13 protein-coding genes are annotated in these 12396 nt (G+C 30.0%); 12 read left to right on the top strand and 1 reads right to left on the bottom strand.

The window, feature by feature from the left end; genetic code table 11:
• The first annotated feature begins 4 nt into the window (after window positions 1-4).
• From fliP to BSV1_RS02500, 12 genes are read left to right on the top strand one after another with little or no spacing between them, the layout of a single operon-like run.
• Window positions 5-769, top strand: a complete 765-nt coding sequence (gene fliP, locus BSV1_RS02555) for a flagellar type III secretion system pore protein FliP (RefSeq protein ID WP_008882459.1) — start codon at window positions 5-7, stop codon at window positions 767-769.
• Between the two features lie 8 nt (window positions 770-777).
• Window positions 778-1041 (top strand): flagellar biosynthesis protein FliQ, encoded by a 264-nt coding sequence (gene fliQ, locus BSV1_RS02550; RefSeq protein ID WP_008882769.1) that lies wholly within the window; start codon window positions 778-780, stop codon window positions 1039-1041.
• A 32-nt stretch (window positions 1042-1073) separates the two neighbouring features.
• A complete protein-coding gene (gene fliR / locus BSV1_RS02545) occupies window positions 1074-1862 on the top strand; it encodes a flagellar biosynthetic protein FliR (protein WP_008882517.1) in 789 nt (262 codons plus the stop codon).
• Complete coding sequence (gene flhB / locus BSV1_RS02540; RefSeq protein WP_008882351.1) at window positions 1862-2980, top strand: flagellar biosynthesis protein FlhB; 1119 nt, start codon at window positions 1862-1864, stop codon at window positions 2978-2980. The genes fliR and flhB overlap by 1 nt, the downstream gene beginning before the upstream one ends.
• An 8-nt stretch (window positions 2981-2988) precedes the next feature.
• Window positions 2989-5082 (top strand): flagellar biosynthesis protein FlhA, encoded by a 2094-nt coding sequence (flhA, locus tag BSV1_RS02535; protein WP_083858431.1) that lies wholly within the window; start codon window positions 2989-2991, stop codon window positions 5080-5082.
• Between the two features lie 3 nt (window positions 5083-5085).
• The gene (flhF, locus tag BSV1_RS02530; RefSeq protein WP_008882782.1) at window positions 5086-6252 is read left to right on the top strand and encodes a flagellar biosynthesis GTPase FlhF; all 1167 of its coding nucleotides are present in this window, start codon (window positions 5086-5088) and stop codon (window positions 6250-6252) included.
• Window positions 6253-6263: 11 nt separating this feature from the next.
• On the top strand, window positions 6264-7151 hold the full coding sequence (locus tag BSV1_RS02525) for a MinD/ParA family protein (protein ID WP_002556868.1): 888 nt from the start codon (window positions 6264-6266) through the stop codon (window positions 7149-7151).
• 6 nt (window positions 7152-7157) lie between these two features.
• Window positions 7158-7637, top strand: coding sequence for an RNA chaperone Hfq (hfq, locus tag BSV1_RS02520; RefSeq protein ID WP_008882809.1), 480 nt, complete (start codon window positions 7158-7160; stop codon window positions 7635-7637).
• A 2-nt stretch (window positions 7638-7639) separates the two neighbouring features.
• A complete protein-coding gene (locus BSV1_RS02515; protein ID WP_008882766.1) occupies window positions 7640-9544 on the top strand; it encodes a FapA family protein in 1905 nt (634 codons plus the stop codon).
• Between the two features lie 26 nt (window positions 9545-9570).
• Window positions 9571-9873: a hypothetical protein gene (locus BSV1_RS02510; protein WP_008882674.1), complete on the top strand. Its 303-nt coding sequence runs from the start codon at window positions 9571-9573 to the stop codon at window positions 9871-9873.
• Window positions 9874-9892: 19 nt separating this feature from the next.
• On the top strand, window positions 9893-10414 hold the full coding sequence (locus BSV1_RS02505) for a DUF6115 domain-containing protein (RefSeq protein WP_008882578.1): 522 nt from the start codon (window positions 9893-9895) through the stop codon (window positions 10412-10414).
• On the top strand, window positions 10392-11861 hold the full coding sequence (locus BSV1_RS02500) for an Hsp70 family protein (RefSeq protein WP_008882521.1): 1470 nt from the start codon (window positions 10392-10394) through the stop codon (window positions 11859-11861). Before BSV1_RS02505 ends, BSV1_RS02500 begins: the two co-directional genes overlap by 23 nt.
• 25 nt (window positions 11862-11886) lie before the next feature.
• On the opposite strand, the gene lepB is transcribed toward BSV1_RS02500, so the two are convergent.
• On the bottom strand, window positions 11887-12393 hold the full coding sequence (gene lepB / locus BSV1_RS02495) for a signal peptidase I (protein WP_008882486.1): 507 nt from the start codon (window positions 12391-12393) through the stop codon (window positions 11887-11889).
• Window positions 12394-12396 lie beyond the last annotated feature (3 nt).

Genomic DNA, 12396 nt, shown 5'->3' with positions numbered 1-12396 from the left:
TATTTTGAGAAAGTGTTTTAATTTTTTTTTATTTTTTAGTGTAACAAGTTTATCTTTTGCTCAAACAAAATCTTTGCAGACTACTAATGGTCTTAATTTTCCGTTTTTAAATTTTGACAGTATTGGTGGTTCAGAGATAGCTTTTTCTTTGCAGCTTTTGATTCTATTAACCATTATTACCCTTTCTCCAGCTTTTTTAGTTTTAATGACTTCGTTTTTGCGAATATCCATAGTTTTGGATTTTATTAGGCGTGCTTTATCTCTTCAACAATCTCCTCCTACTCAGATAGTAATGGGATTAGCTTTATTTTTAACCATTTTTACTATGTGGCCAACTTTTAATTCTATGTATGAACAAGCTTATTTGCCCCTTAAAGAGTCAAAAATAAATTTTAATGAATTTTATAACAAAGGAATTGCTCCTCTTAGAATTTTTATGTATAAGCAGATGTCTGATGGGCGTCATGAAGAGATTAGATTATTTATGAGTATGAGTAATTATGATCGACCAAAAAATTTTAGCGAAGTGCCAACGCATGTTTTAATTGCAGCCTTTATTTTACATGAGCTTAAAGTGGCTTTCAAGATGGGAATTTTAATATTTTTGCCTTTTATAGTTTTAGATATTATTGTTGCTTCTGTTTTAATGGCTATGGGTATGATAATGTTGCCCCCTGTGATGATATCTTTGCCCTTTAAGCTTATTCTTTTTGTAATGGTAGATGGCTGGACTTTAATTACTAGTGGTCTTATTAAAAGTTTTATGTAAGGTTATATATGACTGCAGGACACATTCTTTATTTGATTAGAATTTCTATTGAAAACATTATTATTTTATCAGCTCCAATGTTGATTATAGCTCTTATAGTTGGTCTTTTGATTTCAATTTTTCAGGCTATTACTTCAATTCAAGATCAAACTTTGAGTTTTATTCCAAAGATTATTGTTATACTTTTAACTATTGTGATTTTTGGTCCTTGGATTTTGAATAAGCTTATGCGGTTTACCTATATTATTTTTAGTCAATTGCAAAATGTTTAATTTATGACTAATTGTACTATTGGGATGAAATTTTGAATTTAAATTTTTTGGTTTTAAAATCTTTTACAATTTTACCTGTGTTGGTTAGAATTTTTATGTTTTTAAAATTTTCTCCATTTTTTTCAACAATAAAAATTGGATATTTTAATTTTTTCTTTTCTTTGATTCTCTCCGTAATTGTTGTTGAAAAGATTAAAATTATTTATCCTTTAGACAATATGCTTTCTTTTGCGTTAATTTTATTAGGAGAAGCTATTTTAGGCCTTATTCAGGCATTTTTTGTTAATATAATTTTTAATGTTTTTCATTTAGTTGGATTTTTCTTTTCTAATCAAATTGGGCTTGCTTATGCAAATATTTTTGATGTTTTTTCAGAAGAAGATAGCATGATTATTTCACAAATTTTTGCTTATTTGTTTTTGCTTTTGTTCTTATCAAGCGATTTTTTACTTCGGTTTTTTGTGATTGGCATACATGATTCTGTTTTGAACATTAGGGTTGAACATTTGGTCAATATGAGAAATTCAGAATTTGTCAAGCTTTTGCTTATGTCTTTTGGTTTTCTTTTTGAAAAAGCTTTATTAATTTCGTTTCCAATATTGTCTTTGCTTTTACTTTTTTATCTGGTATTGGGAATACTTTCAAAGTCATCGCCTCAGATTAATTTATTAATAATTAGTTTTTCAACCTCGCTATTTTTAGGGTTGTTAATTTTATATATTGGATTTCCAAGCTTAGCAATATCTTCAAAAAGAGTGATTGAACTTTCACTAGATTCTCTTGATAGTTTTTTAAAATTGTTTTCTAGAGTTTTAAAATAATGATAAAAGATGAATTTTTGATTAAAAGTTGGTATATTCCCCTTGATTTTTTTTCTGCAGATGATGAGGGAAGAACTGAATTACCTACTGACCAGAAAAAGCAAAAAGCAAGAGAAGAAGGACGGGTATTAAAGTCTACTGAAATTAATACTGCCGTTAGTCTTTTATTGTTATTTGCATTGTTTTTTTTCATGCTTTCTTATTTTGCTTTAGATTTAATAGCTGTTTTTAAAGAGCAGGCCATCAAGCTTCCTGAAGTTATGCGTATGAGTGTTTATACTATGGGTTTTGCATATATTAGATCTATCATGGGGTATGTCGTTTTGTTTTTTTTAGCATCTTTAGCTGTTAATTTTTTTGTCAATATTATTCAAGTAGGCTTTTTTATTACTTTTAAATCTTTGGAGCCAAGGTGGGATAAAATTAGTTTTAATTTTTCCAGATGGGCAAAAAATTCTTTTTTTTCAGCAGGGGCTTTTTTCAATTTGTTTAAAAGTTTGTTAAAAGTTGTTATAATATGCTTGATATATTATTTTATTATAGAAAACAATATAGGCAAAATTTCTAAGCTTTCGGAGTATACACTTCAGTCTGGAATTTCTATTGTGTTAGTGCTTGCCTATAAGATATGTTTTTTTTCAGTAATGTTTTTGGCAATTGTAGGGGTGTTTGATTATTTGTTTCAAAGATCTCAGTACATTGAGAGTTTGAAAATGACAAAAGAAGAAGTAAAGCAGGAAAGAAAGGAAATGGAAGGTGATCCTTTGCTTCGATCTAGAATAAAAGAGAGAATGAGGGTTATTTTAAGTACCAATTTAAGAGTAGCTATTCCTCAAGCAGATGTAGTAATTACAAATCCAGAACATTTTGCAGTTGCTATTAAATGGGATAGCGAAACAATGCTAGCTCCAAGGGTGCTTGCAAAAGGTCAAGATGAAATAGCTCTCACAATTAAAAAAATTGCAAGAGAAAATAATGTTCCTTTAATGGAAAATAAGCTCCTTGCAAGAGCTCTTTATGCTAATGTTAAGGTTAACGAAGAGATTCCAAGAGAATATTGGGAGATTGTTTCAAAAATTCTTGTGAGAGTATATTCTATTACTAAAAAGTTTAATTAGAGGTTCTATTGTTGGATGCTAGAAAAAATTCTATATTAGGGTATTTGGGGCTTAATAATAAGTCTGATTTAATAATTTCGGTCGGTTTGATATTTGTTGTTGCCGGATTTATTTTGCCTCTTCCTGCAGTTATTTTGGATGTTTTGATTACGGTTAATTTAGTAATAAGCCTTTTAATTATTTTAATTGTTCTTTATTCTAAGAGATCTCTAGATTTCTCTGTTTTTCCTACATTGCTGCTTGTGATGACTATTTTTGGACTCGTTCTTAATATTTCTTCTACTAGGTTAATTTTAACCAAAGGTATAAATTTTGATGGACAAATGATAAGAACATTTGGGACATTTGTTGTGGGTAGTTCTGGAATTCAAGGACTTGTTATTGGATTTATAATATTTATAATAATCATTGCTGTTCAATTTATTGTAATTACCAAGGGAGCAACAAGGGTAGCTGAAGTTGCAGCTCGGTTTGCTCTTGATGCACTTCCTGGTAAGCAAATGGCGATTGATTCTGCCTACAGTTCTGGAAATTTGACAGAAGAAGAGGCTACAAGGCAAAAAAACGATTTACAATCAGAAGTCAATTTTTATGGTGCAATGGATGGAGCTTCTAAATTTGTATCAGGAAATGTTAAGGTTGGATTTTTAATAACTCTTATAAATATTCTTGGTGGCTTGTTAGTGGGAATAACTTTGCAAGGTCTTAACTTTAACGAAGCTCTTAACAATTATGTTTCATTGACAGTTGGTGATGGGCTTGTGTCTCAATTGCCATCTCTTTTAATTTCAACGGCTACAGGCTTGATTGTTACTAGGTCGATTTCAAAAAATAGTTTTGGTGGCGAGATTTTTGAGCAATTCACAAATCATTTAGGAATTTATTGGATTGTTTCCGGGTTTTTGTTTTTTTTAGCTTTTCTTCCAGGATTTCCAACCCTAATTCTTATGTTTTTAAGTTTGTCAATTGCATTTTTAGCTTATTCTCTTTCAGGAATAAGACAAAAAGAAGAAATAGATAAAAAAATGAAACTTGAAGAAGAGCAGGCGTCAATTTATTCAGACAAAGATGTTGCTCCTGTTGTTCCGCTTGATCCATTAGCTCTTGAGATTGGATATAATCTTGTTCCAATAGTTGATGATACAAAAACTTCTGAGCTGCTTGATCGTATTGTTAAGATAAGGCGTGAGATTGCATTTGAATTTGGAATAGTTGTGCCCAAGATTAGAATAGTTGATAATATGCGACTTGAGCCCAATGCTTATTCTTTTAAGCTAAGAGGAGTTGAAGTTGGGCGGGGCGAGATTAAGCTTGGCAAATTTTTAGTGATAAATGTTGGAATTGATTCTGGAATAGATGGAGATCTTGTTAAAGATCCTTCGTTTGGACTTCCTTCTCTTTGGGTAAATGATGATGGGCGAGAAACTGCTGAAAAATTAGGATATACAGTTGTAGATCCTCCTTCAATTATTGCTACTCATATGACAGAACTTATTAAAAGACATTCTTATGAAATTTTGACTCGTCAAGATGTTCAAAATACTCTTGATGTTTTTAAAAAAGATTATGGAGCTATTGTTGAAGAGGTTCTTAAGAATTTTTCGGTTGGTGAGATTCAAAGGGTTTTACAAGGTCTTTTAAAAGAACAGGTTTCAATTCGCAATTTGGTTACAATTTTTGAAACAATTGCAGATTTCACAAGTATTACTAAGGATATATTTTTCTTGATTGAGAAATGTAGGCAATCGGTTGGCAGGCAAATAACTAGTGGATATTTAGATTTAAATTCTGAGCTTAATGTAATAACTTTAAACCCCAGTTTTGAGCAAATGATAATTGATTCTCGTGTAGAATCCAATCATGATATTATAAGTTCAATTGATCCTAATTTAAAAACTAAATTTATTTATGAACTTTTCAAAATTGTAAACGAAGTTCAAGCAGAAGGGTTTTATCCAGTTGTTCTCTCAAGCGAATCGTCAAGACCTATAATAAAAGTGATAACAAGTAGAGAGATTCCAGATCTTGTTGTTATGTCTGTTTTAGAGGTTCCCCAAAATATTAAAGTTAATGTTCTTAAAACAGTAGAGGTTGAAGAATAATATATGGTTCAATATTTTACAGAAAAAGGTCCAACTTATAATGAAGTCATAGAAATAATTAGGAAAAAATATGGTAAGAATGCTAGGGTTATGACTTATAAAACTGTTCCCCATGGGGGGATTTTAGGTTTATTTAGCAAAGATTGGGTTGAAGTTTCAGGTTATGTTAGATATGACATTGGCAATCAACAAATTAATGTTGAAGATGAAAAGCGAAAGATTCTTCAAAGCATTAAAAGAGAAGAAAATTCTTCAATTGAAGATGTGCTTAAAGAAGTTAAGTCTCTTAAAACAGAACTTGCTCATAAAAAAGAAAATATTAATCATCCAACAATTACAAAAATTGGAGACATTTTAAGAGAAAATGATTTTTCTGAAAATTATATTAAAGACATTAATGAGTTTATTAAGAGAGAATTTAGCTTGTCAGATCTTGATGATTATGAGAGGGTTAGAGAGGATGTTGTTTTATATATTGCAAAGACAATTAAATGTTCAGGATCTATTATTGATAATCTTAAGAAAAGGGTTTTTATTTTAGTTGGTCCAACAGGTGTTGGAAAAACTACCACAATTGCAAAACTTGCAGCAATTTATGGTATTAATGGAGAATCTAAGAGCTTAAATATTAAAATTATTACTATTGATAATTATCGTATTGGAGCTAAAAAACAAATTCAAACTTATGGTGATATTATGGGTATTCCGGTTAGAGCAATTGAGTCTTTTAAAGATTTAAAAGATGAAATTACTGATTCAAAGGATTTTGATCTTATACTTGTTGATACAATTGGTAAAAGTCCCAAAGATTTCATGAAGCTTGCTGAGATGAAGGAGCTTCTTAATGCTTGTGGAAGGGATGCCGAATTTCATTTGGCTGTCAGTTCTACTACAAAAACATCAGATGTCAAAGAAATATTTCACCAATTCTCTCCTTTTAATTATAAAACTGTGATTTTTACCAAAGTGGATGAAACCACTTGTGTTGGAAATTTGATAAGTTTGATTTATGAAATGAAGAAGGTAGTTTCTTATGTTACGGATGGGCAAATTGTTCCTCATAATATCAGCGTTGCAGAACCACTTACTTTTATTAGAAGAATAAATGGCTACAGAATAAGCGATGATTCAGAGTTTATTAAGAAGATAAAAAGTAAATCTTATTATTAAGGAAAGTTATAATGGAAGATCAAGCTCAAAGTTTAAGAGATATGATGAGATTAAATGGTAAATTTAATTTTTCAGTTGATGAGAAAGTTCAAAACAGCAAAACAAGATTTATTGCTGTTAGTAGTGGCAAAGGTGGTGTTGGTAAAAGCAATATTGCAATTGGACTTGCTCTTAAATATTCTGAGCTTGGTAAAAAGGTGTTAATACTTGATGCTGATATTGGAATGGCTAATGTTAATATTTTGCTTGGAGTTATTCCCAAGTATAGTATATATCATATGATTGCTCAAAGTCGTGACATCAGAGAAGTAATAACAAAGACCGAGTACAATATTGATCTTTTGGCCGGTGCTTCTGGTACAATGGAGCTTTTAGATCTCTCTGATGTTGATGTTAATAAATTTATAAAAGAATTATTAAAAATATATGAATATGATATAGTTGTAATAGATACTAGTGCCGGAATTTCAAGACAAGTTATTTCGTTTTTGCTTTCTAGTGACGATGTTGTTATTGTTACTACTCCAGAACCCACTTCGATTACTGATGCTTATGGAATAATAAAGGTTTTGTCTTATAAGATGGAGAATTTGAAAAATTTAAGGCTTATTGTTAATAGAGTAGCTAATGTTAGTGAGGCCAAGGGAGTTGCTAAAAAGGTTATAGATATTTCAGGGCAATTTTTAAATTTAAATATTGATTATTTGGGTCATATTTATGAGGATCAAAACATTAGAAGCTCTGTTTTTAAGCAAAAACCTTTTGTTTTGGTAAATCCAAATAGCAAAGCTAGCTATTGTCTTGATTCTATTGTTGCCACCCTTGAGGAGGTTTCTCTAGATAATAGAAAAAGAAGAGGGGTTATAGGTTTTATATTAAGATTTTTTGGTGTGGAATAAGACATTATGTTTGTAAGCAGAGAATTGAAGTATATTTTATTAGCTAGTGTGTCAGCACTGTTTATTTCAGCAGTTTTAGGATTGTTTTGTGGTTTATCATTTTTTACAATCTTAATGAGATCTTTGTTACAGTTTTTATTTTTTTTTGTTATTGGACTTTTAATTGAATATATCTTTAAGAAATATTTGTCGAATCTTTTTTCAACAGAATTGTCTGGCAATATGGAAAATAAGCTTCAAGATGATAAGAAGAGTGATAAAGATTTTAAAGAGAATCTTGATTTTCAAAATAAAAATTCTCTTTATGAGAATTCTCAAAATATCAGTAGTAGTGTTGATTTTATAGAAGAAGTTAAAAAGTATAAATTTGAGACGGAAGACATGATTGGGGGGAGTGACAAAAATAAAAAAATGTCATTTATTGAAGATAATGATCCAAAAGTTGTTGCAGATGCTATTAAAACTTTAATGAGCAAGAAGGAATAAATATGGATGACAGGGCTATAAATTTTTCTGAACTTTGTGATAAGATGCGATCTTACTTAGAAAGAGAAAGTCATGTTGACTTGATGGAAATAGAAGCCGATACTCTTGAAGAGGCCTTAAATGATGCTTCTTTGGAGCTTTCGGTGCCTTATAAAGAATTAGACTATGAGATTTTGTTAAAAGGTAGTAATGGTATATTGGGATATGGGAAGAAAAAATGGAAAATAGTTGCCTATAGGAATTCTTCTAGCAAGCCTAAAGTGTCTCTTGATTCAAAAAATGATTCAGGAGAAAAAGAAGTTATTTCATCAGATGGTGAATTTTTTATCAGGAAATCTTCAAAAGGCGTATTTCTAAAGGTTATCTCACCAAAAGGACAAGGAATCCCTATTAAGTATCAAGATGTTATTTTTAAATTAGAATTGCATAGCAATATTGAAAATTTCAACAAAGATATTGTGAAAGGTATAGTTGAGAATGCTAGTGGATATTATGAAAAAATTGCTGATTTTGAATCTGATCCTTCTGAAAATGTTACAATGATGGTTCAAATATCAGAAAATTCAATGTCAGTTACCATTGAATTTACCGCGCCTGGAATTAATGGAGCTGAAATTTTTGCACAAGATATTTTCAATATTCTTAGAAAATATGGAGTAATAGATATTGCAATACTTAAGGATAAAGTAGCAAAATTTGTGGATTATCCTGTTTATGGCGAGCCTGTTGAACTTGCAAGGGGTCTAGAGCCAGTAAAGGGCAAGGATTCTTATATTGATTTTATTGTTGATGAAAATAATAGGTTTGATGAGTATGAGGTTTCAAGCATAGGATTTAGAAATGTAATTGAAGGCGAGGAATTGGCCAGAATTATTCCTTTTGGCAAAGGTGTAGATGGTTATACCGTTTTTGGCAAAGTGTTAAAATCAGAGAGTGGGCAGGATATTGATTTTATTTTGGGCGAGAATACTTTTAGAGATGGTTATAAAATTCGGGCAAAATGTAATGGGTATATGTCTGTTTCAGATGGTGTAATATCCGTTCATAATATTTATTTGGTCAAAGGTGATGTTGGACCTGCTACTGGAGATATAGTAAACAATGGAATGGTTCTTGTGCAGGGCAATGTTTTGGATGGATACAATATTATGGCTAAAAGTGGAATAGAAGTGAAAGGATTGGTGGGTCGGTGCAATTTAAAAACGGATGGGGCTATTATTTTTCATAGTGGTGTGAATGGTAAGGGTGATTCTAAAATTTATGCGCGGGGTAATGTTAGGGCTAAGTTTTTAGAAAATGTCACCTTAAATTGTGGTGGGGAAGTTGAAGTTTTAAGGGGCATTGTTAATTCTTCAGTTTCTTCTAAAAAGAGAGTTCTTTGTATTGGTAAAAAATCAAAAATAGTTGGTTCTAATGTTTGTGCAAAAGAAGAGGTTAGGGCTTATTCTATAGGCTCTGATAGAAGTTGTGAAACCTGCATTGATGTTGGCTATGATCCTGAAATTAAAGATTTACTAACTAGGTTTACTAGTCATCTTGAAAAGATTGAAAAGCGATTAGAAGTTTTAACTAAAGACATTGTTGCTTTAAAAAAGAATATTGTGCTCATTACAGATAAGGCAGAAAAATCCTTAAAGATTGATAGTTACAATGAATTTGTTAATGAGAGTAAAATTCTTAGAATGGAAATAAAAATGATAGAGGCCAAGCGAATTAATTTGCAAAATGATCTTGAAAATACTAAGATAGAGGGTAAAATTTCTGTTGAAAATATAGCTTGTTCAGGCGTTAAGCTTTATATTAAGAATGCTTTCTATGAGCTTTCAAAAGATTATAACAACGTTACTTTTATAGAGGATGATAATTATATTAAAGTTATGACCTATATTCCTTTTAAGTCTAGGTGAATGATCTTTAATATAAGGATTTGTATATGGATACATTTGAAGTTTTTAAAATGTCTGTTGTTGGATCTTTTAAAGCTAGACAATTTTTAAGTGAAAGTGAAAAGCGCAAAAGATTAAAAATTAATCAAAATGCTAGATTTAGATTTTTAAGGGATTGTCATACTGATTCTGAGGTTGGTAATGTATGTGTAGTTAATAAAGTCGAGGATAATTATTTACTTTCGTTTCCAGTTAAAAAAAATAAAAATGAAGAGAAGGTAATGCTTAGTTTATATTCTGATAAGTTTGAAGATCCTAAAATTGGTAAAAATGTTAATATTAAGAGATAAAATGTTTTAGGGCTTTTATATGTTTATTGTTTTTTATCTTATTTTAATTATATTTATTTTTATATATTTTCATGTGTATATTAATTTGAAAATAAAATCTAATAGCATACTTAGAAAGTTCAAAAGTGAGGTAGATAAAACAATTATTGAAATTAATCAGGCTACGGATAGAAATATAAATATTATTGAAATAAAAATTGAAAGTTTAAATAGAATCATCAAAGAGGTTGACGAGAGAATTGAAATTCTTGACCAGAGGTTGTTAGGATTTAACAACAGCTCTATTCCTGGCAATAGTCCTTCTAGTTTTGGATCGAAAAGTGATGGAATTTATAAAAGTAATTTGGATTATTCTATGCCTACTGTTGAAAAAAATATAATAAAAGAAAGTTATAATGTTCGCAATCAGATTATTTTACTTCATGAACAAGGTATGTCTTTTGAAGCTATTGCTAAAAAGTTTAAGTTAGATTTAGGTGAGGTTGAGTTGATTATTTCAATACATAGGGGAGGTATTCATGAAAAAATGGATAGGTATTGATCTTGGAACCACAAATACTGTTGCATCGTATTTTGATGTTAGTTCTAAGATAATATTAAATGAAAGGGGTGAGCGAATAACTCCTTCTATTGTTTCTTTCTCAGATAAGGATGTTCTTGTTGGAAGTGCCGCTAAAAATCAAATATTAGTTAACCCTCAAAAAACATTTTATAATTTTAAGACCAATATAGGCTCTAATAATTTTTATAAAGTAGATGGTGAATTTTATAAAGCAGAATATATTTCAGCACATTTGCTTGCTAGTGTTAAAAGGAACGCTGAAAAATTTTTAGATGAAGAAATTGAAAATGCTGTAATAACAGTTCCTGCCTATTTTTCTGAGATTCAAAGAAGATGTGTTGTTGAGGCTGCAAATTTTGCTGGTTTGAATTGTAAGGCCATACTTAATGAACCAACCGCAGCTGCCATTGCTTATGCCTTTGAAAGACAGATTGATGGAATTTTTCTTATTTATGATCTTGGGGGTGGAACTTTTGATGTAACTCTTATGGAGAAACGAGGCGACACCTATACTGTTCTTTCGGTTAAAGGGCAAAGTCGACTTGGAGGTAATGACTTTAATAAAATCATTGAAAAGTATGTTTTAGATAGTTTTAAAAATAAATATCCTGATTTTAATCTAGAAGATATTTTTCTTCTAGAGCAGTTAAGAGAGCGAATTGAAGAGGGTAAAAAAAATCTATCTGTTATGGAAGAGGTCGACATTACTTTGCTTTTTCTTGATGGTAAGCATTTAAATTATAATCTTAAAAGGGATGAATTTAATTCAATGATAAGTGAATATATTGACAAAACTATTCAGTTATCTATGGAATGTATTGCTGATTCTGGGATTGATATTAGTAGTGTTTCAAAAATCATACTTTCTGGTGGTTCAACAAGGATACCCTTGATTGAAAAAGTTTTAAAGGAATCCTTTCCTTCTGCTACAATTTTAGATGCTTTAAATCAAGATGAAGTTGTAGCTATTGGTGCAGGTATTCATGCTTTTAGTCTTTCTAGAAATGACCCTGTTATCAAGTTTAAGGATGTGACTCCTTATTCTCTTGGACTTGAGATAAAGGATAATGAATTTTTTACTCTAATAAAGAGAAATACTTCTTTGCCAATTTCTAGGAGCAAACTATTTACGACTACCAATGATTATCAAGATGAAATTGAGATTCACATACTTCAAGGCGAATATAAAAAAGCCTCTTTGAATTATTCTATAGGTAGGTTTTCCTTTGGCAATATTCAAAAAGCTTTAAAAGGAATTCCCAAAATAGAGGTACTTTTTACTTTAAATGAAAGTGGTATTTTGAGTGTTAATGCTAAAGATTTAGAGACCAATTCTTCTAATTTTATTGAAATAAAAATTACAAGTTCATCTGACAATGTAGCAAAAGAGAGTCTTTCAAACACTTTTGCAAATATTATTGATTAAAAACTCAAAGAAGCAAAAATATTTTTTAAAAGTAATAAATTATTTTTCCCAATATATTATCAATTTTTATAAATCCGTAATCTCTTGAGTCTAATGAGATCTGTCTGTTTTCTCCTATAACTAAATAGTGGTCTTCGGGAATTTTTTTAGTATTTTTTTTTAAAATATTTTCATCTATTTTAAAGTTTAAATTATGTATGCATATTTTATTTTTTTCTATTTGTTTAAATTTTTCTCCTGGAATTGCAAAAATTTTTTTAATGGCAATTTTGTTTGTTATGGGATCTTTAATAAGCACCATTTCATTTTTTTTGGGGTTTTTCCATAATAAAAGGTATTTTTGCTGCTTTTTAATCCTAAGTCCATATGCAAACTTGTGATTTACAATCCAATTTTTTTCAAATATTGCTGGAGTCATTGATTCGCCTTTTACTATGTAAAATGATAAGAATAGTTTTATTAAGGTTATTAAAAATAAGCAAGCGGCTAAAATCGACGCTAGTTCATATTTGTGAGCTTTAAATATTCTCATAAC

This window comes from [Borrelia] finlandensis, from assembly GCF_000181875.2.
Taxonomy (GTDB): Bacteria; Spirochaetota; Spirochaetia; order Borreliales; family Borreliaceae; genus Borreliella; species Borreliella finlandensis.
Note: the sequence above shows the minus strand (reverse complement) of the source record. Positions and strands in the feature narration are given on the sequence as shown.